The 26995-nt window shown below is 48.2% G+C and carries 19 protein-coding genes; 6 read left to right on the plus strand and 13 right to left on the minus strand.

Annotated elements, in window-relative coordinates:
• Positions 1–82 precede the first annotated feature (82 nt).
• Positions 83–919: a CRISPR-associated endoribonuclease Cas6 gene (gene cas6 / locus K300_RS0111590; protein WP_022851840.1), complete on the plus strand. Its 837-nt coding sequence runs from the start codon at positions 83–85 to the stop codon at positions 917–919.
• On the opposite strand, the gene K300_RS15535 is transcribed toward cas6, so the two are convergent.
• From K300_RS15535 to K300_RS0111620, 6 genes are all read right to left on the minus strand, one after another.
• Positions 916–4665 (minus strand): chemotaxis protein CheB, encoded by a 3750-nt coding sequence (locus tag K300_RS15535; RefSeq protein WP_081646987.1) that lies wholly within the window; start codon positions 4663–4665, stop codon positions 916–918. The two genes, cas6 and K300_RS15535, sit on opposite strands and share 4 nt — an antisense overlap.
• Before the next feature lie 24 nt (positions 4666–4689).
• Positions 4690–7812, minus strand: coding sequence for an EAL domain-containing protein (locus tag K300_RS16350; protein WP_022851842.1), 3123 nt, complete (start codon positions 7810–7812; stop codon positions 4690–4692).
• A 2-nt stretch (positions 7813–7814) separates the two neighbouring features.
• Positions 7815–8906, minus strand: a complete 1092-nt coding sequence (locus K300_RS0111605; RefSeq protein ID WP_022851843.1) for a substrate-binding domain-containing protein — start codon at positions 8904–8906, stop codon at positions 7815–7817.
• A complete protein-coding gene (locus tag K300_RS0111610) occupies positions 8900–9280 on the minus strand; it encodes a response regulator (RefSeq protein ID WP_022851844.1) in 381 nt (126 codons plus the stop codon). Before K300_RS0111610 ends, K300_RS0111605 begins: the two co-directional genes overlap by 7 nt.
• Entirely contained in the window at positions 9277–10548 is a 1272-nt protein-coding gene (locus K300_RS0111615; RefSeq protein WP_022851845.1) for a sensor histidine kinase, read from the minus strand. Before K300_RS0111615 ends, K300_RS0111610 begins: the two co-directional genes overlap by 4 nt.
• Before the next feature lie 61 nt (positions 10549–10609).
• Positions 10610–11452, minus strand: coding sequence for a class I SAM-dependent methyltransferase (locus K300_RS0111620; protein ID WP_022851846.1), 843 nt, complete (start codon positions 11450–11452; stop codon positions 10610–10612).
• 192 nt (positions 11453–11644) lie between these two features.
• Here K300_RS0111620 and K300_RS16355 point away from each other — a divergent pair, with 192 nt between their 5' ends.
• Positions 11645–16303 (plus strand): PAS domain S-box protein, encoded by a 4659-nt coding sequence (locus tag K300_RS16355; RefSeq protein WP_022851847.1) that lies wholly within the window; start codon positions 11645–11647, stop codon positions 16301–16303.
• Here the strand turns inward: K300_RS16355 and K300_RS0111630 are convergent.
• The 3 genes from K300_RS0111630 to K300_RS0111640 form a co-directional block, all read right to left on the minus strand.
• Complete coding sequence (locus tag K300_RS0111630; protein ID WP_022851848.1) at positions 16298–17029, minus strand: MBL fold metallo-hydrolase; 732 nt, start codon at positions 17027–17029, stop codon at positions 16298–16300. The genes K300_RS16355 and K300_RS0111630 overlap by 6 nt on opposite strands.
• A 144-nt stretch (positions 17030–17173) precedes the next feature.
• Positions 17174–17473 carry a hypothetical protein gene (locus K300_RS0111635; protein ID WP_022851849.1) on the minus strand — a complete coding sequence of 100 codons (300 nt, stop codon included), beginning with the start codon at positions 17471–17473 and terminating at the stop codon, positions 17174–17176.
• A 2-nt stretch (positions 17474–17475) separates the two neighbouring features.
• Entirely contained in the window at positions 17476–19194 is a 1719-nt protein-coding gene (locus K300_RS0111640) for a fused response regulator/phosphatase (protein ID WP_022851850.1), read from the minus strand.
• A gap of 172 nt (positions 19195–19366) precedes the next feature.
• Between K300_RS0111640 and K300_RS16615 the strand changes: the two genes are divergently transcribed.
• The 4 genes from K300_RS16615 to K300_RS0111660 all read left to right on the plus strand — a co-directional run bounded on the left by K300_RS16615 (position 19367) and on the right by K300_RS0111660 (position 23416).
• Positions 19367–20332 (plus strand): DMT family transporter, encoded by a 966-nt coding sequence (locus tag K300_RS16615; RefSeq protein ID WP_081647021.1) that lies wholly within the window; start codon positions 19367–19369, stop codon positions 20330–20332.
• Entirely contained in the window at positions 20268–20768 is a 501-nt protein-coding gene (tpx, locus tag K300_RS0111650; RefSeq protein WP_022851851.1) for a thiol peroxidase, read from the plus strand. Before K300_RS16615 ends, tpx begins: the two co-directional genes overlap by 65 nt.
• A 106-nt stretch (positions 20769–20874) precedes the next feature.
• Complete coding sequence (locus tag K300_RS0111655) at positions 20875–22515, plus strand: hypothetical protein (RefSeq protein WP_155827611.1); 1641 nt, start codon at positions 20875–20877, stop codon at positions 22513–22515.
• A gap of 7 nt (positions 22516–22522) precedes the next feature.
• Entirely contained in the window at positions 22523–23416 is an 894-nt protein-coding gene (locus K300_RS0111660; protein ID WP_155827612.1) for a hypothetical protein, read from the plus strand.
• Between the two features lie 12 nt (positions 23417–23428).
• Here K300_RS0111660 and rarD read toward each other — a convergent pair whose 3' ends face one another.
• From rarD to glpK, 4 genes are all read right to left on the minus strand, one after another.
• The gene (gene rarD / locus K300_RS0111665; protein ID WP_022851854.1) at positions 23429–24316 is read right to left on the minus strand and encodes an EamA family transporter RarD; all 888 of its coding nucleotides are present in this window, start codon (positions 24314–24316) and stop codon (positions 23429–23431) included.
• Positions 24306–24935 carry a carbonic anhydrase gene (locus K300_RS0111670; RefSeq protein ID WP_022851855.1) on the minus strand — a complete coding sequence of 210 codons (630 nt, stop codon included), beginning with the start codon at positions 24933–24935 and terminating at the stop codon, positions 24306–24308. The genes rarD and K300_RS0111670 overlap by 11 nt, the downstream gene beginning before the upstream one ends.
• A 10-nt stretch (positions 24936–24945) precedes the next feature.
• Entirely contained in the window at positions 24946–25437 is a 492-nt protein-coding gene (locus tag K300_RS0111675; RefSeq protein WP_022851856.1) for a YajQ family cyclic di-GMP-binding protein, read from the minus strand.
• A gap of 77 nt (positions 25438–25514) precedes the next feature.
• Complete coding sequence (gene glpK, locus K300_RS0111680; RefSeq protein WP_022851857.1) at positions 25515–26993, minus strand: glycerol kinase GlpK; 1479 nt, start codon at positions 26991–26993, stop codon at positions 25515–25517.
• Between the last annotated feature and the right edge of the window lie 2 nt (positions 26994–26995).

Consider the following 26995-nt stretch of genomic DNA (forward strand, 5'->3'; position numbering starts at 1 on the left):
GAAACAAAAATACACAATGCACTGTTTATGAAATGCTTAATGCCACTTTAGGCTGTAGTTCTGAACAGAAAAGGGGCTTAATATGCTTTTGAGAGTATCCCTCGAAACCCCGGTAGTCCCGGTGATTTTCAGACACAGGCTGTCTGATATTATTAAGTACTATGCCGATGCAGGGGCAGTTGCCACTGCCGTACCCCACTCAGAGAATGCTGCAAAGTTCTTTACCTTTAATCTGGCCTTCTCCAGAGATTACTCCCAAAAAGGGAGGATTACCCTTGCCGAAGGGCATGATGTTTACGACACCATATTCCTCGTTCCGCAGGGTAACGAATCCAAGCTGTATATCAGCAATCCCGATGAAACTTTCATAAGAAACCTAGCAGCAGGTATTGATTCTGCTGAGTCGTTGAAGCTCAGCATCAATGACCAGATGTTCGTTGACGGCAGGGAGCTTGATTATCCTGTCAAAGAGGTAAGTCTCCTCAGCAAGCCACCGGAGCAGGATAATTCATCGGAGATTCTTCTACACACCCATTCACCCATGCTTCTGGAATCAGGGAAGAAGAATAAGCCGATAATCCCCGATATTGAGGATTCCGCCTCCACTATTACTGTTTCGAACGAGCAGTATTCCGAAAGACTTGAGATTATCTCATCACTTCGTATCTTCTCTTTTACAGGCAGATACCCGAGAAAATCTTTAATATTTGAGCCTGTGAATATGCGCAAAACTGTGATTAAACATACCCTTGAGCGTTTCCGGAATAAAACCGGCAAAAGCCTTATGATGCTCACAGGTGTCACAGGCACATTCAAGATGAAAGGGGATATGGAGGATATTCAGCTGCTCACAGAGATGGGCTTCGGAATAAGAACAACGCAAGGGTTCGGAATGGCCGGAGCAGCAAGGGGAGCCTAAGAACTCCCCTCAAGGGGTATGGAGACCTTAACGAAGAAACCATCATCATTGGTGCAGTCTACCTTTCCGTCCATATCCAGCTCAAGCTTCCTAATAGATGTATAGAGCGTTGTGGCCGTATCCACACCTTCTATGCTCTTCTTTATCTCATCAAGATCCTCGGAGCCAAGATTAACGGAATCGGTTCCGATACTAAGCTCTGCGGAGCCGCCACCGGACTTCAGTTTGATTATTATATCCGTATCGGTGTCTGCAAACATTACAAAACGCCTGAATAGCTCATACAGCATTGATCGGTATACGCTGTCCGTGCCAAAAATACATAGCTCATCCCCTGCAGAACCATCGGAGATAAACTGCTCACCCTTCTCCAGAACTCGCTCAAAGCTCTCCTCACCAAGGTTATAATGGACCACAAACCTAAAACTCTTGAGCTGTTCAGAAACCACCTCCAGAACATCCTCCAAACCTTTGAGGGCGGAGAAACTGGTTTTCTTGTCAGAGATCTTATAGAATTTTCTGTAGCTTTCCATTGTGGAATGCAGCTTATCAATATGCCCCGCTGCCTTTTCGGCCGCTTCTGGTATATTCTCTAACTCACCGTTTCTGGCCAGCTGCTCCATGTAGCCCACCAAAAGACTTATGGCGTTCAGGGGCTGTTTCCAGCGGTGGCTTATACTGCTTATCATATCACCAAGACCTTCAAAGTGAGAGTTCTGGTGCTGGGCGCTTTCGTCACGAACCTGCTTATCCACCTCTGTATCGATACGGTCCTGAATGCCCTCGTTAAGGTCGGTGAGCTTCTTCTGTGTTTCCATAAAGTTTGTTACATCTTCCAGAGTGAAGACAACACTGTCTATCTGGCCACTCTTGAAAACAGGTGAGCCGTTTATCCTGAGATAAACCTGGCTTCCGTCCGACGGGCGTGTTATGCGCTCCTCCATCCCATAGATCGATTCACCACTTTTCATTATCCGCACAAAGGGAAGGTCATCGTCCTTAACCTCTTTCCCGTTGTAATTACCGCTCTCCCACTCCTCGGAGTTGTATCTCATAGACATAATCTCGTCTCTGGAAAGACCAAGAATCTCCTCGGAACGCTCGTTTGCGAAGATGATAGCACCGTGTTTATCCACAACTGTAATGCCCGAAGGGCTCGTATCCATCACGGTCGAGATAAACTCCTTCTCTCTTGAAAGCTCATCGGTGAGCCTGTTCTGCTTTGTTACATCAAGGAAGGCAAGGATTATTCCTTCCACCTCCTCCCTGCTGGAGTAGTACGGAAAAACATGCAGGACATAAACACTCTCTTCGGTACTGAACTCACGCTCAACCTTGTCCCCTCTGAGTGCTTTAGCGATAATTTGGCTAAGCCCCTGCAACTCAAACTTTGTTCCCAGCGTTTTATAGTAATGGCCGATATTTCTGGTGCTTATATCATAGAGCATAGCTGTGGATGGAGAAAAACGTTTGACCTTGAGTTCCTTATCAAGAACAAGGAATGGAAACTCTATACTGCTGAGTATGTTTTCAAGATCCGTGTTCGCCTCAGCAAGCTCACTGGTCTTAACCTGCAGCTCTTCGTTTACGGTAATAAGCTCCTCATTGGTGCTCTGAAGTTCCTCGTTTGAGGTCTCCAGCTCTTCATTGGTGCTCTGCAGTTCTTCATTGGAGGCGTGGAGCTCTTCATTAAGCGCCTGAAGCTCCTCATTCGTGGTTTCAAGCTCCTCTATAACCGTTTGCAGGTGCTCCTTATTGGCCGCAAGCTCCTGCTCAAGCTCCTGAACCCTCTCGCTGTCGCCAGAACTAGCCTCAACACCTTCGGTTTTGTCCGAACCGGAACTTTCCCTTCTAAAGCATACGAGATAACCTTCCGCATCGCTCCCATTCTGGTTCATAACGGGAATAACTATAACGGCGAAACTAAGTTCGTTTTCATCCTCGTTAAGCCTGATCGTGCGGCTTTTGAGAACAACCTTCTCCTTCATAGATTTATGGAGCATACCCCTGAGCTCTAGGTTTATCTCCTCCCGTGCCATCCGGAAAAGGTTGAATGATGCCTCACCGGGGGTGAATTTAAGATAGGGGCTTACATCTCCGAAGATGTGCAGGATAGTTTGATCCTCGCTCACAAGGACACTGTCCGGAGCGAAGTTATCAAGGAGTACCTTATACATCCTGTCTGTCATGGTGGTTTTCTTTGTATCCATTCCCTTTGATTTCTGGGGTACGTATGCCTGAGTTTTCGATCCAGGAACCACATGAACAGGGAACTCACTCTTAACTGGCTTCTTCCTGTATATCTTCCATTTTTTGCTGACCGTAGAGAAGAGATCAGCATTCTGGCCGATGCTTTCGGATTTCCCGAGGAAAAGATACCCTTCTGAGTTAAGAGAATAATGGAACATAGGAAAGATCCGTTTCTGGAGGCTGGCAGTAAAGTATATGAGCATATTCCTGCAGGTTATGAGATCGAGGTTGGAGAAGGGGGGATCCTTTACTATATCCTGCCTGGCGAAGATCACCATCTCCCTGATGAACTTCGCAACCCTGTAATTGTTCTCTTCCTGTATGAAGTATTTATCAAGAATACCTTCGTCAACACCCGCAACCGCCGCCTCGGAATAGAGGGCCTTCCTGGCATGGGAAAGGGCATCGTTATCTATATCTGTCCCGAAAATCTGTATATTGTATTCGTATATTGATGATTTGAGGCACTCGGCAAAGAGGATGGCGATGGAATAGGCCTCCTCACCGGTGGCGCAGCCGGGAACCCAAACACGCACATGCTTCTCTTCCCGCTTATCCTCCACCAGTGTGCAGATATGGTTTCTAAGCTCCTCATAGGCATCGCCATCGCGGAAGAATGACGTAACAGAGATGAGGAAGTTTTTGAGAAGAACCTCAACCTCTTTGGGATTCTTGTTAAGAACCTCAAGGTACTCCTCCAGGGTGGATAGCTTAAGAGCTGTAATACGCCTCTCAATACGCCTGCACAGAGTGCTGGACTTGTACTCGGAGAAATCGCACCCTGTACTGTTCTGTACAATTCGAAGGAGCCGACCTAGTTCTGTGAGGGAATCCTCTTCGCTGGAGCGTATGAAAACGCTGCCGGGCTTGCGGAAGATGTCATCAAGCTCCTGTCCAATATATTCAGGTTTCACAACGATATCGACACACCCCGTCTCCATAGCGGCATGGGGCATACCGTTATACTTTGCGCTCTCCTCGTCCTGCACCATAACCAGACCGCCGGAGGCCTTCACAGCACGAACTCCGTGGGCACCGTCTGTACCCGTTCCGGAGAGAATAATCGCCACAGCGTTCTCCTCAATGTCATCCGCAAGGGATTCCAGAAACTTGTCTATGGATGGCTTTGGTCCGATAAGTGATGTGGGTTTTCTGAGCTCTATACAGCCGTTTCTTACAAAGATATCTTTATTGGGAGGGGTTATATATACCGTATCTTTCTGAAGTTTCTCCCCGTTTTTTGCCTCAACAACCTCAACGGAGGAGTTCTTACTCAACAACGAAACAAGCATACTGCGGTGCTGGGGGGAAAGGTGCTGAGCAACCACATAGCTCAATTTGCTGTTTTTTGGAAGGCCTGCAACCATACTGCGCAGTGCTTCAAGTCCACCTGCAGAAGCTCCAATGCCTACAATAAACAGTTCTGAATGTGAAACATCCTTTATCTTATCGCCGTTAACAGCATCACCCGTCATCTCTGATATCTCCTGATACATTATAGCATATTCAAAACGTTTGGTTTAGTCCGGAGTGCTTACCTTAACCTTTACCTGCTTTTCCCACTCACTCAGAAACTCTTCGAACTCATCCGCCGGCACAGGCCTGCTGAAGAAGTAACCCTGTGCAAGCTCGCACTCCATCTCGTTCAATAACCGGACATGCTCTGCGCTCTCAACACCTTCCGCCACAACGGAGATGTTCAGGTTATGGGCAAGCTGAACAACTGTCCGCACAATCGCCCTGCTGTCCTCATCATTCTCTATATTCATAATAAAGCTTTTGTCAATTTTCAGTGTATCGATGGGTATTTCCGTGAGATACCCGATGGAGCTGAAGCCCGTTCCGAAGTCATCGATGGCGAATGTAAGCCCTACGGAGTGGAGCTTATCAAGGATCTCCCTTGTTCTGGCAGGGTCCTCCATGATCATACTCTCGGTGATCTCCATCTCCAGCATTGAAGGGTCTATGCCGATATCATCCACAACATCCTTTACCGAAGAATATAGATCCTTCTGGTTAAACTGTTTCATGGAAAGGTTAACGGCGAGGTTCAAGCCAGTGAAACCCATCGAGTGCCAACGCTTAAGATCCTCGCAAGCCTTCTTAAGAACCCAGTGTCCGATGGGTATGATAAGCCCCGTTTCCTCGGCAATGGGTATAAACTGATCGGGGTACACTTTGCCCAGCTCTGGGTTTTCCCACCTGATCAGCGCTTCCATACCTACCAGCTCCATAGTTTTGAGATTAATCTTCGGCTGATAGTGTATCCGGAATTCATCGTGATCCAAAGCTCTGTTGAGCTTAGTCTCTATCATAAGATGTTCCTTCGCCTTATCGTTGAAATCAGTGGTGTATACCTGCAACATCCCACGCCCCTTGGATTTTGCCCTATACATTGCGGCATCGGCATTCTTCACTAGGATAAATATATCCTCGCCGTCTTCGGGGTAAAAGCTCAAGCCTGCGCTGGATTTAAGAAACAGCTCATACTCATCCACATGGAAGGGCTTTTCGAGCTGTCGCATGATGTTGTGGGAGATTGTAACAGCCCTCCCCTTATCGGTAATATCTTCGATGATAACCGTGTACTCATCCCCGCCGAGACGGCTTACAGTCATGCTCTCGCCCACAGTATTCAGTATCCGCTCACCTATCTTCTGCAGAAGGATATCGCCGATATTATGACCGAGTGTGTCGTTAACGTTCTTAAAACGGTCCATATCAAGGGTAAGCAGACCGATAAATGTACCGTTTCGCTTCGCTCTGCCGATGGCCATACCAAGCCGGTCGTGAAAAAGGTAGCGGTTCGGGAGGCTGGTAAGCGGATCGTAATGCGCCTGATACTTTATCTGCTCCTCGTACTTCTTACGCTCGGTTATGTCGTGCATAACCCCTATGTAGTGGGTAACCCTTCCGTCCCCATCCGTAATACTCGATATATTAAGAAGCGCAGGATATAGCTCTCCATTCTTCCTTCTGTTCCATATCTCACCCTGCCATTTACCGTCCCTTCTGAGTTTTTCCCACATCTCTCGGTAGAACGAGGAGGTGTGTCTGCCCGATTTGAGTATACTGGTTCTGGAGCCTAGAGCCTCCTCCTCGGAATACCCGGTAATTGAGGTAAAAGCACTGTTGATGCTTAGGACAATTCCCTTTGTGTTGGTTATATAAATAGCCTCAATGGTGTTTTCAAAAACCTTGGAAGCGAGAAGCAGCTTCTCCTCGGAGGATTTTCTATCGGTAATATCGATACCCTGGAGAACTACCCCGTAAACCTTTTCCTCATCCTTAACATTGGAAAGACTCCATAGTATGTAGCGAAGCTCACCGGTTCCGATATTTTTAACGATGCTTTCAAAGTTTGAGAGCGGTTCAGTATTTCGCACTGAGTTCGCAAGGAGCTCCTTAAGCTTTTCTCCAGTGAGGCAAGGAAAGATAACCTCTATCCCTCTGCCCATGGCATCCTCTGTCTGGATCCCCGTAAGGGCCTCCATAGACTTGTTGTAAAGCACTATATTGTTGTCTGCATCCCATGCAATGAGAGGGGCCTTTGCGAAATTCATGAAATTACCAAGGTAGGCCTCCGTCTCCCGGAGGTTGTGATTTAGCTCCTCAAGGGCTGCGGCAACAGTATTAAACTCCTTTATGGCGGTGGGTTCAAAGGGCTTGAGATACCTTAGATTCGATACCTCGTGGGCGTAATCCACGAGGGAGTTGACGGAGCGTTTCATAACCCTTTGGAAGATGTAAACCGTTATTAGGGTCATACATACGATGATAAGAACAATGGTGAATGCCCTCTTCAGTATCCCTTTACGCAGGTAGCTGAGGGATGAATCGGGCAGCTCCTGATAAACGAAGAGGGGAGCCTCCGATCCGTTTATGCTGAGCCTCTGGCAGTAGCCTATCACACTCCCCTCAAGGTCCTCTATCCCTCCGTTACGGCACACCTCTACTGCTCTTGCAGGGTTCTCAATACTGCTGTGGCTCGCAACCATCTGCCCCTGCCAGACGAATGCTGAAGCATCTATACCAGCATCTTGGGCGGCATTTATCAGCAGGCCGGAGTTTCCGTTCAGTATCCTTCCCGTATATATATGCCCAAGGACCCTTCCCGATTCCTCCTCAACGGACTGGATACCCCCAAGAATTACATGGAGATATCCCTCTCTGTCGGTAAGGGGTGCTGCATGTATGGTGCTTTCGCCGTCCTCGGAGACATTACCTTGTGCAACATAGCGCACAACTGGGGATGTGTCGAAGAAGGGGGAGCTGGCATCTATTATAGTTTTTCCATCCACACTCGAATATATCAGAATATCCGCCGAATCACCCAAAGCGGAGTCGTAGAAGTCCACAAGCTTTCTCTTAAGCTCAGAAGTGTCACTCATCTCCTGGAGTTCAAGCACATCACGAAGGCTGAAACGAATATCCTTAAGTATCTTACTGGTACTCTCTATCTCCTCTTTAAGGATTATTTTGATAATCCCATGGTTTCTCTGGAGAATTTTGAGGAGCTCCTGCCTAACTGCAACGCTTGAATCCGCACTGCTCCATAGTATTATTACAACAGATAGGAATATGGAGAATGCCAGCATAAATCCGCCAAGGTAAAGTGATAACCTGTATGATCTCCCCTTCATATTCACTCCGAGTACCTGAAAGCACGGATCTTCTTTTCCATGATCTTCTCCGCAGGGTCATCGGAGAAAAGCACGCTGAAATCACCAGAATATATGAGAGGTACCTCTTCACCTCTGCCTTGTATGTCCATCTTTACGGCCTCCGCCATAGCTACGCCGTTATCATCGTTCATTCGCATTACTGTCAGAGTTATCCTCCCGTCCATCAATGCCTTCAGCTCCACAGTGCCGCCACCCCAGCCGTTCACAACGACCTCGCCGGATAAACCGGCATCGGATACGGCCTCCGCCGCTCCCACTGCAATATCAGTAGCACAGCAGAATATGAGTCCGGTATCAGGGTGTTTGCTGAGTATCTCCTTTGTAGCATTGTAGGATTTTTTCTGTGAGAAACCCGTATAGAAGAGTTCCTCCGGCTCATTCCTCTCACCATTATGGCGGTAATCCTCTAAAAAGCCGCCCCCTCTGAGCTCGCTGACACTCCCCATAGAGCCATAAAGAACAGAATACTTAGTGTCATGGGGGAGCATCCTCCGCAGAGCTCCGGCGAGGATCGAGGAGCCGGTGTAGTGGTCGAAACCCACATATATAAAGGGCTGGTAGTTCTGCCATTCTCTCAAAGGGGTAGTCAGATTTTGGATAATGACCTTTGGTTTTTCTCTTGGAAGTATCCTTGAGAGAAGCTTTCTTATCTGGGGATCATCGGCGGATACAACCAGGTAGTCCACATCCCTCTTTACGGCCTCTGCTATCTGCTTCGCCTGAAGACGGATATCACCCGAAGGTCTGCTGTAGTATGTAAAGAGATCATAGTTCACACGAAGCTCCCTGAGTCTCGCCTCAAAGGAGCTTACACTCCTGAGCCAGTATTCAGAGCTTTGGAGTGCAGGATAAACAACTGCGATGCGGACCGGCTTTATATTCGTCCTCTCCATGGGAATGCCCGGGAGTCTCACCTGTTCTGAGAATCTATCAAAAAGAGCTGCCTGCTCTGGATGAATTGAGAAATACTCGGGAATTGTCCAGTATGTTCTGGCATATGCAGAGAGGGCAAACATCAAGAGTGTTATGGTTAGAAGAAACCTTCTCAGCACTCCCCTCCCCTCCCCATACAAAGTTCGTTTACTTTATCAAGAAGGTCCTTCACTATAAGTGGTTTCACAAAGTAACCCTCAACACCGATCTCCTCGGACTTTATACGATCCTCCTCCTCAATGGAGGCGGTAACCACTATCAAATCAATATCCGGGTATTTATTCTTAATGTGCTTCATCATCTCGATACCATCGCATACGGGCATCTTAAGATCGGTGATAACAAGATCAGGCCGGAACTCCTCCGCAGCGTTTATCCCCTCTTCACCGTCATATGCAACGCAAACACTTTCATGTTTCCTTATAAGTCTTGTTTTCAGGGCCTCGGCAACCCCTGTTTCATCCTCAACAATGAGTATACGGTAGTTGCTCATAGCTCTGCTCCTTTAAGGACTATGGTAACAGAAGCTCCCTCATCCCGGTTCTCTGCGGTTATATTGCCGTCCATATAGTTTTCCAGCAGGACCCTGCTGATGTAAAGCCCCATGCCTGTGCCTCTTCCCATGTGCTTTGTGGTGAAATAGGGCTCGAAAATTCTTTCCATTTGACCTTCGGGAATACCGACGCCGTTATCGGAGATAATCATGCGTATATCGGTATTCTCCCTTACAACGCCTATATCTATTCTACCTATAAAACCTGGTTCTGTCTCCCTTCTCTCCTGAATCGATTCGTAGGAGTTCTGCACCATATTTGTCACAGCCTGCTTAAAGTGGGACTTGTACCCCTTAGCAAGATAATCCCTCCCCTTAAGACGCTCCACGGAATCGGGTGTTTTTGTGAAATCTGAGGGTTCACACTCGATACCGTTAACAGAATATGTAATGAAGTCGCTGTATATCTTGGGACTGAATATATGAAAAACCTCGCCGAGGATCTCCCCAATGGTGAAATACTCCTCTTCATAGGAGGGGCGAAAATAGTTTCTGAAATCATCAATGGTTCTGGATAGATACATGATCTGCTCAAGGGCTGTATCGCAGAACTCCCTCATGAGCTCTTCGTTCATATCCCCCTCTTCGTAGGTATCCTGCAGATCCTGTATAATTATTCCGGCTGCAGTGAGGGGCTGGCGCCACTGGTGTGCGAGGGCGTTTATCATATTCTCAATTGCCGCAAGCTTTGTGTGCTCTGCAAAGGCAAGCTCTTGGGCCCTTCTCTCCTCAATACCCTTAATTACACTCCGCTCGAGACTCCGGGTCAGCTCTTCCAGCATGCTGTTCTTCTCTCGAAGCGAGCTTTCCAGCATGATACTCCTTGTAACATTTCGGCATACCCCCATAACGGCATCCGGCGCACCTTCACTTCGGATAAGGGAACACCTGCAGTCCACATAGATCTCCCCACCATCTTTGGTTAAAACAGGGAAGGTGAGCTGGGCTGACTTTTCTGTATAACGCAGTTCTTCATAAACCGACATAAGACGTTCGCTGTCTTTCCGGTTCAGGATCTTCTCCCGCCAGTTATCTCCGGACAGCTCGTCGAAGGAATAGCCTGTCACCTGCAGAGCGTAGTTGTTAGCAAAAAGGAGCCCGCCATTCAGCTCAAAGATAATAACAATAACATCGGCAGACTGTATAATTCCGTCGCTGACCTGCCTGCAAAGTCGGCATCTGTCTACATTACAATAATCAGAGCTCATATAAACCTTCTAGATAGTGCATATTAATAATTATAACAGTAGTCTGCACCTAATACAAAACTCACTTGCGTGCATTACGTATAAGGATAAGCCTGTAGGATTTATACTCGCTGAAATGTTCGGAGTTCCTCAGGCCTTTCAGATATTTATGCTCTATTTTATTAATTTTTTTCTTGAATTTCCATTTCACGAATTTTGACAAGATCGAAGATTTCTGCTCCATGTAGATAAAGATAAGGTTCCAGAAAGGTTTTCCCACCTCCTCCATGAGCTCGTTAACAAGATCCATAGTGGGGGCGGTTTCTGCTGTAATATCATCATCCCGTACAATATCCAGGGGTTTTTCGGCAAGCTTTTTGTAGAACTTCCCCATCCTGTGCCCACCGCCTATTACGCATTTGCCCGGCACATCCTTCTTGAAGAAGTCACAGATGAGTATACAGCCTCCGGGATTAAGAAGGCCTAGCGCCTTGTCGAAAACACGCTCAAGGTCCATATACTGGAAGCTCTCACTAAAAAGTATGAGATCGTAGGTCTTATCGATCTCCGCCTCCTCAAACAGCGAGGGGTATATCACATAGTCGTCTCCCATAAGCTCCCTTGCATACTCTGACAAAACATCGCTTGGAGAAACACCCTCCACAGAGTAACCCTCATCCTTGAGCCTTCGGGAGTTCTTGCCTATACCGCACCCGACATCGAGCACACTCACAACCCCTTCGGGTATTGCAGAAACAAGGTTATCCGTATAAGCCTCCTGAGCCTCTTTAAGGTTTTCCTTATTAACCTCGAGTCCGCTCCAGAAACCGTAATGCAGGTGGTCCGAACCGAGGAAGTACCGCCCCATTATAATCCCAAGCTCAAGCCCTGCTTCCCTCGTATCTATCTTTTTACCGCCGGCCATAATTTTTCCCCTTATAATGATTTGCAAAACAGTCTTAATCATAGCATCTCAAGCGGTGCTCATACAGCAGAAATCCCTAATAGGCTGATAAAAACAATAATCCCAGCTAGTCTGTAGGTAATAAAGCGACCGCCGATTCCTTTTGTTCCTTTTTTTCAATAAAGCATGCTAGTATTTATGATGAGGAAATCAATGAAAGATATGATTAAGCTTTTGTCAGATATAATCGCTTCCATACCCATGGAGGCGGCAGTAATACATAGCAACACGATCGCCGGGACAAATACCTTTTTTAAAGAATCCTTCCCCGAGGTATCAAAGACCGCCAACAGCCCTTCGGGTATGCTCAATGCCATCTTTCTTTGCCGGGATGAACACATCTTCAGCACCCTCAAGGAGAAAGGGGAGATTATACTCCCTCAAAAAAGCGATCCCGGCATTATATGGAGGATTACCATCGGCCCGGTGGCGGATGATCTATATACAATCTACCTCAAAAAGCTTTCCAGATTCAAAAATATCGAATCCCTTGAGGAAGTAGAGGAGTACATAACGGATATTGTCTGGGAGTGCGACAGCAGATTAAGGATAACATATGTCAGTGGAAGCGTTGAAAAACACCTTGGCTACACCCCTGCGCAGCTGAGAAAAAAGACGATACGTGAGCTCCTCCCCCCAAAAAGCTACGTAAAGGCGCTAAGTCTGCTCCAGAAAATGACATCCACAGGGACAAACTCGGAGATTATAACGGTTTTCACAGCTAAGAATGGTGAGAAAAGAACCTTTCGCGTCAAATCATGGCCGGCCTACAACACATCGGGTGAAAACTCCGGTTTCAGGGGTGTTTGCACAGATATAACATCAAAAACCGAAGCAGAAACAACCCTATCCGTATACAAGCGCAGGCTGAACGAAGCCCTCTCCACCCAGTCTTTGATACTCGAAAACAGCCCGGTGGGCATAGCCTTCGTGGTTCACGGGAGATTCAGCTGGGTAAATAAGCATTTTACTGAAATATTCGGCACTGACAAAGACTTGAGAGGGGAACATGCCTCTGTGATATTCGAGTCGATGGAAAGCTACGAGGATTTTGCGAAAGAGGCGGAGCGCTGTATCGATAGAGGATTCTTTGACGTTGCCCGCAGGATGAAAAGGGTCAGCGGAGAGGCCTTCTGGTGCAGGATGACTGGGAGAACAGCATCCAGAGACAACACCGAACGGGGGAGTATCTGGATACTGGAAAACGTTAACGAGTACAAGAGAAACCGTGACAAAATACTCCGGCAGGAAAAGCTCATAAGCTCTATCCTCGATTCTCTTCCTGATATCGTATATATCAAGAACACGGAAGGAGAATACATAGAGGCAAATCCCGCATTCAAGGACTTCTTCCAAACACCATTCAGACCGGGAACCACCGATTTTGACTATTTCAGTGATGAAAACGCAAAAAAGATAATCGAAAACGACAAGCTTGTACTCGAAAACGGCTCAATACTCCAGTTCGAGGAAAGGGCATTCGATAAGGATGGAAATGAGCGTATCTTCGATACCCTGAAAACCCCCTACAAGGACGAAAACGGCACGATAATAGGCATTCTGGGGATAAGCAGGGATGTTACCAGCAAATCAAAGGCGGAGCGTGCCCTTCTCGAAAGCGAAAGCAGGTACAGAAAGGTTATCGAGCTTGCCGGGGACGCCATATTCATCGCTGAAACCGAAACCGGAATAATAACCGATGCAAACCTGAAAGCGCAGGAGCTCCTGGGTAGAGAAAGGGAGGAAATAATCGGTATGCATCAGACCATGCTCCACCCTGAAAGCGACAGGGACAAGATACGTATCGGTTTCAAAGATGATGCAAAGGCAATGGGCTCAAGGATGCCCAACGTTAATATACTGCACAAGAACGGCGAGATTGTTCCGGTAGAGATAGCCAGCAGTGTCTTTTACGAAAAGGGCTCGAAGTATATAATCGGCATCTTCCGGGATATGCGAGAGCGAAACAGGTCGAGGGAGCTTCTCAGGGTTCGTGACAGGCTCATGAGCGGCCTTGCTGCCACAGTTAACACCCTCCTCCACGGCCACGAGGATTTCAGCAACAATGTAAACAAGGCTCTAAGCAAAATCGGAGGAAGCACCGATTCGGATAAGGTCTGTATCTTCATGCTCAAGGATGAGGGATACACCTTCAAAAGAGAGTTTTACTGGCGTGCCTACAGAGAGGCCCCCCAGTCTGATAAAGAGATAGATATAATCGAAAAGGGTGGATACCTCGCAAACGCACTGGAGGCAGGTGAATCACTCCAGATATCCAAAGATGAGCAGGGTGTTGTCGAAACCTTTCTGAAAGCAATAAAAGCTGAAACCGCCATGCTGACACCCCTAATAATCAATAAAAAGTTCCGGGGCTTTATAGTCTTCTGCAGCAACAGCAGCCAAAGGGAATGGAGCGCCACCGTTTCTTCTGTTCAAAAAACCGCCGCAGACAGCTTCTGCTCTGCATTTGAGCAGGAAGAGATATTCAAAGAGCTTAAGGAGGCCGTACAGCGTTCCGAAGAGCTCCGTGAGATCGCAGAAAAAGCCAGAAAGGAAGCTGAAACAGCCAATATGGCAAAAAGCGAATTCCTAGCAAACATGAGCCACGAGATAAGAACACCCATGAACGGCGTTCTCGGGATGGTGGATCTCCTCCTTGAAACGGAGCTTACATCTGAACAGAGGAGCTTTGGAAAAACAATATCCGAATCCGCATCTGCACTCCTCACCGTAATAAACGATATACTCGACTTCTCAAAGATCGAATCGGGCAAGATGGATCTTAACCCGTCGCCCTTCATACTAAAGGATGTTGTAGATGAGGTTTCAAGGCTCCTCGGATTCAAAGCGTCGCAGAAGGGTATTAATCTCAGCATAGAATACGCAGATAACATACCGAGTGTTCTTCTCGGCGATTCCGCAAGGATACGGCAGGTTCTCATGAACCTTGTGGGAAATGCTGTCAAGTTCACGGAAAAGGGGCACGTAAAGATTCGCGTACAGGGGGAACTGAGCAAAAAAAACCTCGCCATGCTAACAGTTTATGTCGAGGATACGGGGCTTGGCATCCCTCCGGCCTATCTCGAAAATATCTTCGACAAGTTTACCCAGGTGGACACATCCGGCACAAGGAAGTTTGAAGGAACAGGGCTTGGACTGGCCATCACCAAGAAGCTTGTGAACATGATGGGGGGCTCCATAAACGTAAAAAGCACTCTGGGGGAAGGAACTACATTCTGCTTCACCCTGAACCTGCCGGTTGTACAGAGCGATGATGAGGGGAAGGCCCTCTCCTGCCACACGGTTGTTTGGTCTTCGGACAGGAAAACCGCCGACGAGATACACTCGATCCTTTCATCGGAGGGTCTCGCCGTTTCACTCTGCTCAACATGTGAAGAGGCTGAAGAGGAACTGAAGGACACCGAGAGTAAACGTGTTTTGCTGATCACTGATTCTCAAATATACTCCGCCCACCGGGAGACCATACTGGAATCGGTCCATGGACGGCTGGAGTGTATGCTTCTTACCGAAATGGAGGAAACGCTGAACAGTTACTGCATAAACGACGGCAACGTGTCCGCCTGCCTGGATAAACCCTTCACACGGGAAACGCTCCTCCAGCTTTCGGAGAAACTACTCGGTATAAAAACATCGCTTAACAAAGGGGATGAGAAGTTCGAGGGGAACCTGAATATCTTCGTTCTCCTTGTAGAGGATAATCCTGTAAACAAACGGGTGGCCGAATCACTACTCTCCAATCTCGGCTGCAGGTATGAAACAGCAGAAAACGGTAAAGAGGCTTTGAAGCTGGCCGGTAAAAACGATTACGATGCAGTCCTTATGGATTGCCAGATGCCTGTTATGGACGGGTATGAGGCAAGTATGAAAATCCGGGAGATTAAGGGGAAGCGCGGCGACGTTCCCATAATCGCCATGACAGCAAACGCCATGAAGAGCGACAGGGATAAATGCTTCCGCTCCGGTATGAATGATTTCATCACAAAACCCGTAAAGCTCCAGCTCCTCTCAGAGGTTCTAAGGAGATACCGACCCGAAGCATTCGCAGCCTCCGCTAAGGATATATTGATAATAGAGGACGATCCTGAAAGTGCTCGGATAGTTGAAAGAACAGCCCGGGACATCTTCCCGAATTCGCCAGTACGCAAGGTTGCCGATGGAATAGAGGGATGCACAGCCATAGGTTCAAGACCACCCGATGTCGTTGTTCTGGACCTAATGATTCCAGGCACAGACGGCGTAGGCGTCGTGCGCTTCATAAAGCAGAATAAGCTATACAGAACCACCCGGATAATCGTAACAACCGGTCTCGAACACGATGACAGCATGGTGGAATCTGTTCGTCAGGCCGGGGTTGATGCCGTTATTATAAAGCCTATACGAATATCAGACCTCAAGAAGGCGCTCTGCCTCTCCGGTGGAATAACCTATGAGGAAAACACAGATAAGGAGCGACTGCTCACCCTGAACAAAAACCGCATTGACGAATGGACAGATGGGGACGGTGAATCGGCTAGGGAGCTGTGCAAAACCTTCGATGAGGATATGTCCATTCTATTGAAAAATATAGGTAACAGCCTGGAACGGGGTGAGTTTGGCATGGCAGCAGAAACAGCCGGAAAGCTGATGTTCACCGCAGAGCGAATTGGGGCGGATATTCTCGCATCACTCTGCGAGGAATTCACCTATGCCGCAACATCGGATAATAACATCCACTCAGGGGACCTATACCTGCGTATAGAATCGGAAGCAGGCGCACTAAGAAGAAAGCTCCACGAAGAGGGATGGCTATAGCTCCAGGGAAAGAAGATCCTCGGCACGCATAAACAAAGTTCCATCCTCCTCCCAGCGCTCGGGAAGCTCACCAGTTTCGGGGTATATATGGCTGAGAAGAACCTTCTTAACGTTCCTCCCTTTCACAGCGCACTTGACCTCCTCGAGGTTCATATGCCCCTCAAGGGGTTCCTCACTGCTGCAGCCGCAGTCCGCCACGAAAAGATCTGCATCCTGGGCGTAGTCTCCAAGTTCATCGAAGTATCCCGTATCTCCGGTATAGACAACCTTACGCCCGTTCCACTCAATGGCTATCCCCGATGACTGCCCCGTATGCTCAACGGGGAAAACTGTATAGCCGAAGGGGCCCTTCCTCCCCTCTTCATCCTCTGATATCTCAAGACCGCATTCGGGGTCTATCCAACTCCCCATGATGTCCCTGAAACCTTGGGTCCAGAATATAAGACCGGGAAAGCCGAAGAGCTGAAAAGGCTTCTCCCTCTCCATATGCTTGTTTTTGAGCGCAAAAAGGATATGAATAATCCCAAGGCTGTGGTCGGGGTGACTATGGGATATAAATGCGGAATCCACCTCATTCGCCAGTGTTCCCGCTTTTGAAAGACGGTCCATAACAGAAAAACCTGCGTCCAAAAGGAGCGTATACCCTTCATCCTCAAGGAGGTAGCATGCTGAGGCCCTGTTTTGATACTGAATCGCTGTACCGCTTCCTAAAACTGTAAACTTCATAGTTTAGAATCACTCCGGTTCAAAAAATTTATCATAATGGGGTAACCCATCAACATAAAGGATACATGAATCGGAGGCCTTTGTCTAATCCGGCTGGGGCTGAGCAACTCTCTGCACGAAACATATATTATTGATGTACAATGATTATTCATCCATCAGTCGGACATTAAACACCTTCGAAAGATCAAGCTCACTCAGGAGTTCCTCAAGCCGTTTAGTCCCCACATAAACATGCATCTCAACCCTGTCCACATTAATAACCTTAAGCATAAAGCCGATAAGCGAGGATGTTATGGACATGGAATCAACTATCTTCATCTCTATGCACTCGATACCATTATCCACCATATACTGCAGTGCGGACTTAATCTCAAGATAGTCATCAATACTCTTAATCCCACCTTCGATAACAAGCTCGTTTCCCTTAACCTCGGCATTTACCATCGCTAACCTCCAAAGGTGACTGTATCACCCTTCTTCATCATCATAATAAAAGTAACCTCGTTGCCCTCTGAGTTAAAATAAAGTTCGCCGGCAACTTCTGTAACAACCTTTAAGCCCCTGCCGGAGAAGGTTCCGGTTGAGCCTTTAAGAATATTCTCTATACTGAAACCCTCCCCCTGATCAACAACTGTGGCACAAACGGGGGTGTTTCTATTCTCCTCATATCCTGAAACTCGCAGGCTTATTATTTTATCGCAGTTTCTCTCCCTTTCAAGAACAAAAGAATCGAACTCACCCTCACCCACCAGCCGCTCCTTCATGGCGGAACCAATGGCAAGGTTACCGTGCTCATGGGCATTAAGAAGTATCTCTGTGAGTGCTGCGGCAAACTCCTCAGTACCCCGCACACTGTAGCCCTTGTCTAGAAGCATCGATGAAACAAGACCGGTAAGCTCGCCAATATCGCTGATCCTTGAGGGTACCTCAAAATTTTCGCTCCAGTCAAAGTCCTCACTAGTATGCTTCTTAACAAACAGCACGGTGCAGTCATCCTCAAAAACCTTTCCGCTTATACCGAGTCTGCTGTCCATCTCAGTAAGGCTTCTGGCAGAGCAGAGGGATTCCTCAATAATTCGGGCGTTGTTCCCCTTCAAAGCCCAGTCCGTATCGGTGAGACCGTCGGTATAAACGATGAGACTGTGCACATCCCCAAGGGAAAAGCGGCTGTAGTTTATCTCTCTGGTATGCTTTGTAATCGGGGGATTCCCACTCTTAGGTGTTTCGCAGGCTCCCACCCTCCTTATGAACATCTTAGGCATGGAAAACCTTGCTGTATCTAGGGTTTCATTATCGAAATCAAAGAGCAGGAAAGAGCCGCAGAGGATCTCTTCCGGTAGAAGATACTTCTTAATATAGTCCATAAACTCATCAATCAGCATTTGAAGAGAAAACCCTTCACCCTCCATCTCATCCACAAGATGGTTCAGCATGGAGACTGTCATAACCGTTGTTACAGAGGCAGAAACCCCTTTTCCCATGGCATCCACCACAAAGGCAAAGACCCGGTTTCCGTTTAGGCGTCTTATGCCGTAGCTGTCACCGCAGAGTATATCAACGGATCTGTGAAACACGGAGAAGAGCCATTCACGCCCTGATTTATCCACCAGCTTGCGTGAGCCCAGATCGTTCTTTATTATATGAAGCTCTTTCTTTTTGGCCTGCTCCTGCTGGCGTGAATGATACTTCTCTCTATATTGCAGAAGCTCGATCTCCTGATTCTTCGCCTTATCCTTAAGATTCTCAAGAATAAGATGCTTAGCGCAGGCCTCCACAGCCTCAGCAATCCTCTGATACTGAAAAGGCTTGGTTACAAACTGGGTTATCCCCATGTTAATCGCTTTGATTAGAAAGTCCGCATCGTTCATGGCGGTTATCATGATAACTGGTATAGAAGGGTTCTCTTTGCGTATCTCACCAACCAGCTCAAGCCCGGTCATTTCGGGCATGCTGTGGTCTGTGAGCACCATATCGATATCCTCACGGGTGAAAATCTCCAGAGCCTCGCATCCGTCACGTGCAGGGAAAACGTTTCGGAAGGTTCGCTCAAGCAGACGCTTAAGGAATTCCAATGTTGTTGGAACGTCCTCAACGATAAGTATAGACAATCCGCCAAGTACATCGGCTGTATCCGGGTCTTTAAGTCTGTCTATGATGCCTGCCATATTTGCCACCACCAGTGAGTAGGAAATGTTTAAGGTCTTTGGGAGCTAAAGAATAACAATTATATCTTATCATCAATTATCAATTATCAAACTAAAAGATGTGAAATCTACATATTTTTGACGGCTTAATAGAGGTTGACTATTCGGTCAGCGAGGAGTAGTACATTTATCAATGAATAAGCCCACAAATGAAACAGCTGGCGTTCTTATTATGCTCCTCGCCTCCGCTCTCTTTGCAACGATGGGATATTTTGTAAAGAGGCTTGGCGAAACCCACGGAACCGGCGAGATCGTATTTTTCAGAAATCTTATAGCCCTTATGGTGCTCCTCCCCGGCATACTGATGCACCGTAGTGAGATAAAGGGGGGCAGACCTTTTCTGCTGGCATTAAGGGGCTTATTCGGTTTTGCGGCTCTTTTTGCATATTTTCATACCATAACAATAATCCCCCTAGCCACAGCAGCTACTTTTATGAAAACAGCTCCTCTCTTTACAGCCTTACTTGCGTGGATATTCCTCAAGGAGAAGAGTGATCCGAAGATTTGGTTCAGTGTGGTTGCCGGCTTTATAGGCATAATGCTTATCCTTGATCCCGGAAGCGGTGTTCACATAACCGGAGCGCTACTCGGTCTTTTCGCCGGTTTTATGGCTGCCTCAGCATACACCTCTATCCGCCAGCTCCGTTCCCACTATCCGCCGAGCGTCATCGTTGCATCCTTTGCGGTTTTTGGTGTGATTGGACCCTCCATTATTTATGCGGGGGGCGATTTTGGAATAATCTCACAAAATTTTCACAGGATGCTCTTCCACTCAATGCCCGGCGGGATAGAATGGTTTTTCGTTCTAGCAGTTGGCCTTCTTGCCACAATATCCCAGTACCTCATGACAAAGGCGTATGCTCTAGGCAGAGCCTCTGTTATAGCGACTTCCAGCTATTCCAGCCTTGTTTTTGCCTCCATCGCAGGATACATGGCGGGGGATGCTTTACCTGACATTTCGGATATTTGTGGTATAATTCTCGTAGCTCTAAGCGGAATAATCGTTGGAGTAAGCACCAGAAATGGAGGAAAGAATGGAACGAAAAGAAGCAGTAACAATGAAGGGGAACCCCCTCACACTGGTCGGGCCCGAGCTTAAGCCCGGTGATAAAGCCCCGGCGTTCACAGCATCCGCACAGGATCTCTCGCCCGTAACCCTCGACAGCTTCAAAGGCAAGAAAAAGGTTTTCAGCGTAACACCTTCCCTTGATACTCCCGTTTGCGACATGCAACTTCGCAAATTTAATCAGGATATTGCAACTATGGATAACGTAGAGGTCATTAATGTCAGCATGGACCTCCCCTTTGCGATCAAACGTTTCTGCACCACAGCAGGCGTTGAAAACGCTGTGGCTGTAAGCGACTATAAGGACGCATCCTTCGGTGAAGCTTACGGTGTTCTCATTAAGGAACTCAGGCTCCTCGCAAGGGCTGTTTTCATCGTGGATGAGAACGATACGGTTGTATATGCCGAATACGTCCCCGAAGCAACGGACCACCCCAACTACGATGCAGTGGTTGCGGCTCTTAAGTAAAAATTCGAAAAGTTCGATTAAGTCTAAAAGGGGGGTAATTCCCCCTTTTTTTGTTTCCTAAAGGTGTATAATAGTAAATATCATTATTATCTTACGGAGCCAAAATATGAGAGTATTAATAGTCACTATCGCATTGCTTGTTTCCGTTTCGCTGGCAAACGCCCGTACGGTCGGGGACGTACTGGACGAAACGGTTGAGCAGCAGGGACGCTCCATGGGGGCTACTCAACAGCAGATCGGTGAGATCCAGAACGCCGTAAAGGGTGCCATACCCAAGGGGTTCAGTGATGATGGATGGACAATTCTGGCCCCCTTTGAGAATGTTTATCTCCCAGCCGTTAATGTTCCAAAAACAAACAAAAGCGTTACCCTGTGGATGACCCCCGATCAGCTCAACAAGATAGACAAGAGCAAACCCGAATCCTTTGGAGGAAGCCTGAGAAGCTACAGAGCTTTTGTGGGCAGAGGGACTCAGGGTACAGCCTATGTATTACTAAAGAGGATTTTCAGCAAGGTTGAGCTTAAGGTCTCCCAAACCATTCCATCAGAAGGGCTAGTCGTAAACCCGGTTATCACCGGCTACAGGTTCAAACTGAACGCCGGTCTTATGGGATCTCTATCCTATAAGCTTGATATGACTATGAACGTATACAACAACGGAGTATTATTAAGCAAAGATGCCTATTCTCTGGACTGGTTCAAGGGACCGGAGAAGTACCACGCAATATCGGACAAGGCGTACTCCAAGAATGCAGAGGTCGCCTTCGCCAAGCTTTTCGCCAAAACCCAGAATCAACTATACTCATACGCCCAGTCAGCCCCCGATACACAGACAGCATCCGCAGAGACAGCCGAAGGCATGGAGATGGACGTGGATAAGGTTGAGCTCGCCTCTCTGAGCTGGGATGACTATAAAGAACACTCGCCAAACATGACAAAGCAGGAGAGGGATATGGCCAGAACATTCCTCGCCTTTGACAAAGCTTATAAAGATAGTAGAACGGATGATCAGGCGGAACTTCTAAGCGAGATGAGAGGCTTTGTTTCATCAAACAACATAGAGCCCGCCAGCAGAGAGATGCTTCTGGCTGAGATAAAATCTAGAATGGCTATGCGTGAGGTTCAGCAGAAGGGCATAAACGACTTCGATGATGATATCTACAACTTCGCTGGCGATAACACAGGCCTTGTGCTTGATGTAGCGGAGGTTGTACCCGATGTCGCCAAAACTGGCGTGTTGATTGCCGGATGCTCAAACCCCGTAACATGCACGGCACTTCTAGGAACCATGGCCAGCTATGAAACGGCAGAAAAGGTTGCAAAGGTAACAGGGAGCGCATCTGCGGAGTATTTCAGCGGAAGCGGCGAACTGGACAAGGCGGCATGGGAGGGAACCAAGACCTTCATAGCTGATTATGCAGGCGGAAAGATTACCAAAGCCTTCTCAACATCCGTTGTATCCAAATACTCAGGCAGACAGGCTAAAAGGGTTCTGGATGTTGCGCAGAAACGGGGCTACAGCGAAGACCTCTCAAGGTATATCGCCGGACAGGCTTTCGTAAAGAACGCGGATAAGGTTCTCCCCTCAGTAGAGAAATCCTCCGGGATTCTCATAGGTAAAGGTACGGACTATATGGTCAAAACCGCCGATGAGATGAGGAAAAACTACAATAAGCTCCAAAAGAAATCCAAACCTGCTTCCAAATCGGAAACCGCACCCGATTTCACCAGCATGAAGAAGATGTGAGGCCGTTATGACTATAAAACGATTAGCAGTAATTACAGCAATGCTTTATATACTCGGCTGTGCACAGTCAACAGTGCAGAATCAGCCCTCTCCAACCCCTGAACCTGTTGAACCGTCTGTTTCTGATATTCAGCCGAAAGCTGAGTCGGATGAGGATTTTGAGAGGAACATAACCATGGCGGACCTCCGCCCCGACCTCCTCTCTGTGGTTCTTGGAATCTACCGTGAGATGAAGTTCCCCGAAAGCACAGAGCAATACGGCGTATACTTCGAACAGCCCCTCCTCATGGAGACAGAGCCGGAGCTTGATGGATATTCACTTGCAAAGGTTTTAATCACCCGTGATGTACAGGCGGACACCGATCCACTTCACCGGAAGGTAAGCGGTGAGCTGAGGGTTATCGACACGGAGTTCCGGGAGAAATACTTCGCATTTAATGCGGAATACGTTGTGGGAACGGGCGGAACGCTCGTACTCTCCTCTGCGGCGGTTCCAGTATACGGCAAATACAGCAACGTACGGTTCTTCGTGGTTGAGGCTAAGAAAACACCCCCTCTAAAATACCTTAAGGATGCGGATTACGATGAGCTCTTCGAAATGGTTTCGGAGAATGCCATGACCGAGGAGGAGCTTAAGAAAATCGACAGCTTCGGAGAATACAAGATATTTGCCTTCGATATGGTGAAGGATGCCGATTCAGCCGAGCTTTCTATCTATACAGATGCCTCTCTCGGCATGGCTGTAACATCCTTCTCACACAGTGGTAACACAAACGGCTGGAAGTTTGCCATGGCGGAGGGTGAATTCCTCTTCAACTCTGCACCAGAATTCAAAATGTACGGGGTAATTGAGAGTGGAGGTGCACAGAGGAACGGGGGCTCTATAACCTCGAGTTTCTGAATAACCGGATAATCATGTTCTTGGGGTGGTTCGCCGCCCCCTTATGCTATCCAGTGAATAAAGAAGCAGTCCCGACCATATGCAGATGAAAGTAACCTTATGGGCCGCTGTAAATGGCTCATGATAAACGAACACACCGAGCAGAAACGATACCGTTGGCGCTGTGTACTGTAGAAAACCCACCGTTATGAGACGTAGCCGTTTCACTGTGAATGCGAACCCGAGAAGGGGCATCGATGTAACCAGCCCGCCCGCTATCAGCAACATGTCGGTAGATACCGAAAGGTTTGTGAACGCTCCCCCCTCCCCCAGATAGATAAGATATATCCCCACAGGAACGGATATTACCGCCGTCTCCACCAGCAGACCGGGGATAGGCTTTGCATCCGCCTTCTTGCGCACAGCTCCGTATATTGCAAAAGTAAAAGCAAGGATAAGGGATGCGGCGGGGAGCCTGCCGTAATGCAGGGCAAGGTTTGCAACACCGGCAAAGGCAAGACAAACCGCTATCACCTGAGCCCTTGACATACGCTCCCGGAAGAAGATAAAGCCTATCAGCACACTCACAAGGGGATTGATGTAATAACCAAGGCTGGTTTCCAGTATACGCTCTGAGTTAACCGCCCAGATGTAGGTTCCCCAGTTCAGGCTGATTATTGTGGATGTCGCCAGCAGGATAAGGACGGTTCGGGGCCTGCTAAGAAGCTCCGCAACCTCGCCGTGTCTGCGCTGGATAACGATAAGAAGTGCAAGGAAGAAAACAGACCAGACGATCCTGTGACACAGGATCTCAAAGCTGGGCACATGCTCAAGCTGTTTCCAGAATACGGGGGTCAAACCCCAGAAGATGTAGGTAGCGAGGCCGGTTAGAAAGCCGGCCCCTGCGGTATCACTTCTCACTATCTATCAGTTCGAAATACCCTGAATCGAAGTTGTAGTTGAATACCTCGCCGGTGGGAATTACGTAATACCATCCGTATATAGCTATCTTCCCGGCTTCGTGGCGTTCTTTTACAAAGGGATATGTGTAGAGCCGCTTCATCTGCTCTGTGACATTCATCTGCTCGACCATCCACTCCCGCTCCGTTTCATCACCACCGGAGATCTCATCCACCTGCTTCATAACGTCACGGCCGAGATCCAGCCAGCGGTTAACCCTGGGAACATCCTTAAGGGTTTCCGGTTCGGCATAAAGTGCGGCGCACCCTCCGCAGTTCGAATGCCCGCAGACTATGATATTCTCCACGTTAAGCACGTTAACTGCGTATTCGATGGCAGCGGTGGTGGAAACATATTCACCTGTAGCCCTGTACGGCGGAACAAAATTTGCGATATTCCGAACAACAAAGAGCTCACCAGGGAGGGTTTTTGTCACCAGATTCGGAACAACACGGGAATCGGAACAGCCAATGAAGAGGGTGTGGGGCTTCTGACCTGTCCCCAGCTCCTCAAAGAGCTCCTTCCTCTCCTCATAATCCTCACTACGAAACTTGATAACGCCATCGAACAACCTTTTCATAACGCACCCCCTAGCTTTTCATGTTTACAAACTGTAGCGGTACACCAAGATCCGCCTGCTTCATCATCTGGATAACTTCCTGGAGATCATCGATCTTTTTGCCCTGTACACGAACCTTATCGTCCATGATGGAGCCCTGAACCTTCATCTTGGCATCCTTAATCATCTTGACGATCTTCTTGCCGGTATCCTTGTCTATACCTTCCTGCACCTCTGCAGTGAACTTGAGCTGTCCCTTGCTTGTGGGCTCCGGCTCGCTGTAGCTGAGGCATGCGGGATCGATATTCCTCTTAACAAATGCACCGACGAGCATCTCTTTAAGCGCCTTAACCTTCATATCATCGCTGGTAACAAGGCTTATCTTCTTATCCTTCTTGTTAAGCTCGACCTCGGTGTTTGTGCCCCTGAAATCGTAACGGTTTGAAACCTCCTTAATGAGGTTGTTTACCGCATTGTCCAGTTCCTGGGCATCCACTTCACTGACTATATCAAAAGAAGCCATATTATTTCCTCCATAATTGTTTAATAGTTATACATTGTACTAATTTTCCCGTCTTATGGCAAGCTGAGCAGAATAACTCAGGCGGAGAAGCCCCTTGTCATGCTCACAGCCTTCTCCCAGCCGGACACAAGTCGGTTCCTCGTTTTATCATCCAGCGCAGGGTTGAACTCCCTCTCGTAGCTCCAGAGTTTCTTGATGTCATCAAGGGATGAATAGGCTCCGGTGCGAAGGCCTGCAAGGAATGCCGCACCGAGTGCAGTTGTTTCGATAACAGCAGGCTTCTGCACATCAAGCCCTGTAATATCCGAAAGGAAGGAGAGCATCCATCCGCTTGCCGCCATTCCGCCGTCTACCCTGAGCTTTCTGGGCGTATCGGCACCGTCCGCCGCCATGCTGTCGAGAAGATCCGATGTCTGGTAGCACACCGATTCGAGCACAGCCCTTGATATCTCCGCAGGGCCCGTATCGAGCCTTAGCCCGAAGAATGCACCCTTTGCCGCCGGATCCCAGTGGGGTGCACCCAAGCCTGTAAATGCGGGAACCATGTACACTCCGCCACTGCTCTTTATGGAGCGTGCAAGCAGATCCGCCTCCTCGGAGCTTTCTATGATACCGAGGGTATCCCTCAGCCACTTCACAGCCGCACCTGCCACGAAGATCGCCCCCTCCATGGCATAGGTAACCTCTCCGTTTATGCTGTATGCGATGGTTGTGAGAAGCCTGTTTCTGGACTTAACGGCTGTATCCCCTGTATTGAGGACAAGGAACCCCCCTGTACCGTAGGTGCATTTCATCATCCCCGGGTCGAAGCATGCCTGCCCCACCATGGCGGCGTGCTGATCCCCTACGGCGGAGTATATAGGTATCTCCCTGCCGAAGAGCTTTTTAGCAGTTCTGCCGAAATCATCGGAGCTGTCCTTAACCTCGGGGAGGAGGGAACGGGGTATATCGAATAGAGTGAGGAGCTCGTCATCCCAGTCACCCTTGTGTATGTTATAAAGGAGTGTGCGTGAGGCGTTGGTGGCATCGGTGGCGTGAACAGAGCCGCCGGTAAGTCTCCATATGAGAAAGCTGTCCACCGTACCAAAGGCAAGCTCACCACGCTCGGCTCTCTCCCTTGCACCCTCCACATTGTCGAGAATCCACTTAACCTTTGAGCCGGAGAAATAAGGATCGAGCAGAAGCCCGCTTCGGGAAGTTACAGTAACCTCGGAGCCCTCCTTACGCATACTTCGGCACAGCTCCGCCGTACGCCTGTCCTGCCATACTATGGCGGGATAAACGGGCTCACCCGTCTTTCTGTCCCAAACAACGGCCGTTTCACGCTGGTTCGTAATCCCGGCGGCATCGGGTTCAGGATACTCCTTCAAAACCTCACGGCACACGTCATAGACCGTTCCCCATATATTCTCAGGGTCATGCTCCACAAGGCCGTCCGCAGGGTAGTACTGCCTTATGTCCTTCTGGGCAACCTTCAGGATATTTCCTTCGTAGTCAAAGATAATCGCTCTGCTGCTGGTTGTTCCCTGATCAATGGAGAGTATATATCCATCCATGT

The organism is Limisalsivibrio acetivorans (assembly GCF_000421105.1).
Taxonomy (GTDB): Bacteria; Chrysiogenota; Deferribacteres; order Deferribacterales; family Geovibrionaceae; genus Limisalsivibrio; species Limisalsivibrio acetivorans.

Coding starts and splice junctions, on each gene's coding strand:
- cas6 (WP_022851840.1), top strand. CDS start 83: ATGCTTTTGAGAGTATCCCTCGAAACCCCGGTAGTCCCGGTGATTTTC.
- K300_RS15535 (WP_081646987.1), bottom strand. CDS start 4,665: ATGTATCAGGAGATATCAGAGATGACGGGTGATGCTGTTAACGGCGAT.
- K300_RS16350 (WP_022851842.1), bottom strand. CDS start 7,812: ATGAAGGGGAGATCATACAGGTTATCACTTTACCTTGGCGGATTTATG.
- K300_RS0111610 (WP_022851844.1), bottom strand. CDS start 9,280: ATGAGCAACTACCGTATACTCATTGTTGAGGATGAAACAGGGGTTGCC.
- K300_RS0111615 (WP_022851845.1), bottom strand. CDS start 10,548: ATGAGCTCTGATTATTGTAATGTAGACAGATGCCGACTTTGCAGGCAG.
- K300_RS0111620 (WP_022851846.1), bottom strand. CDS start 11,452: ATGGCCGGCGGTAAAAAGATAGATACGAGGGAAGCAGGGCTTGAGCTT.
- K300_RS16355 (WP_022851847.1), top strand. CDS start 11,645: ATGAAAGATATGATTAAGCTTTTGTCAGATATAATCGCTTCCATACCC.
- K300_RS0111630 (WP_022851848.1), bottom strand. CDS start 17,029: ATGAAGTTTACAGTTTTAGGAAGCGGTACAGCGATTCAGTATCAAAAC.
- K300_RS0111635 (WP_022851849.1), bottom strand. CDS start 17,473: ATGGTAAATGCCGAGGTTAAGGGAAACGAGCTTGTTATCGAAGGTGGG.
- K300_RS0111640 (WP_022851850.1), bottom strand. CDS start 19,194: ATGGCAGGCATCATAGACAGACTTAAAGACCCGGATACAGCCGATGTA.
- K300_RS16615 (WP_081647021.1), top strand. CDS start 19,367: ATGAATAAGCCCACAAATGAAACAGCTGGCGTTCTTATTATGCTCCTC.
- tpx (WP_022851851.1), top strand. CDS start 20,268: ATGGAACGAAAAGAAGCAGTAACAATGAAGGGGAACCCCCTCACACTG.
- K300_RS0111655 (WP_155827611.1), top strand. CDS start 20,875: ATGAGAGTATTAATAGTCACTATCGCATTGCTTGTTTCCGTTTCGCTG.
- K300_RS0111660 (WP_155827612.1), top strand. CDS start 22,523: ATGACTATAAAACGATTAGCAGTAATTACAGCAATGCTTTATATACTC.
- K300_RS0111670 (WP_022851855.1), bottom strand. CDS start 24,935: ATGAAAAGGTTGTTCGATGGCGTTATCAAGTTTCGTAGTGAGGATTAT.
- K300_RS0111675 (WP_022851856.1), bottom strand. CDS start 25,437: ATGGCTTCTTTTGATATAGTCAGTGAAGTGGATGCCCAGGAACTGGAC.
- glpK (WP_022851857.1), bottom strand. CDS start 26,993: ATGGATGGATATATACTCTCCATTGATCAGGGAACAACCAGCAGCAGA.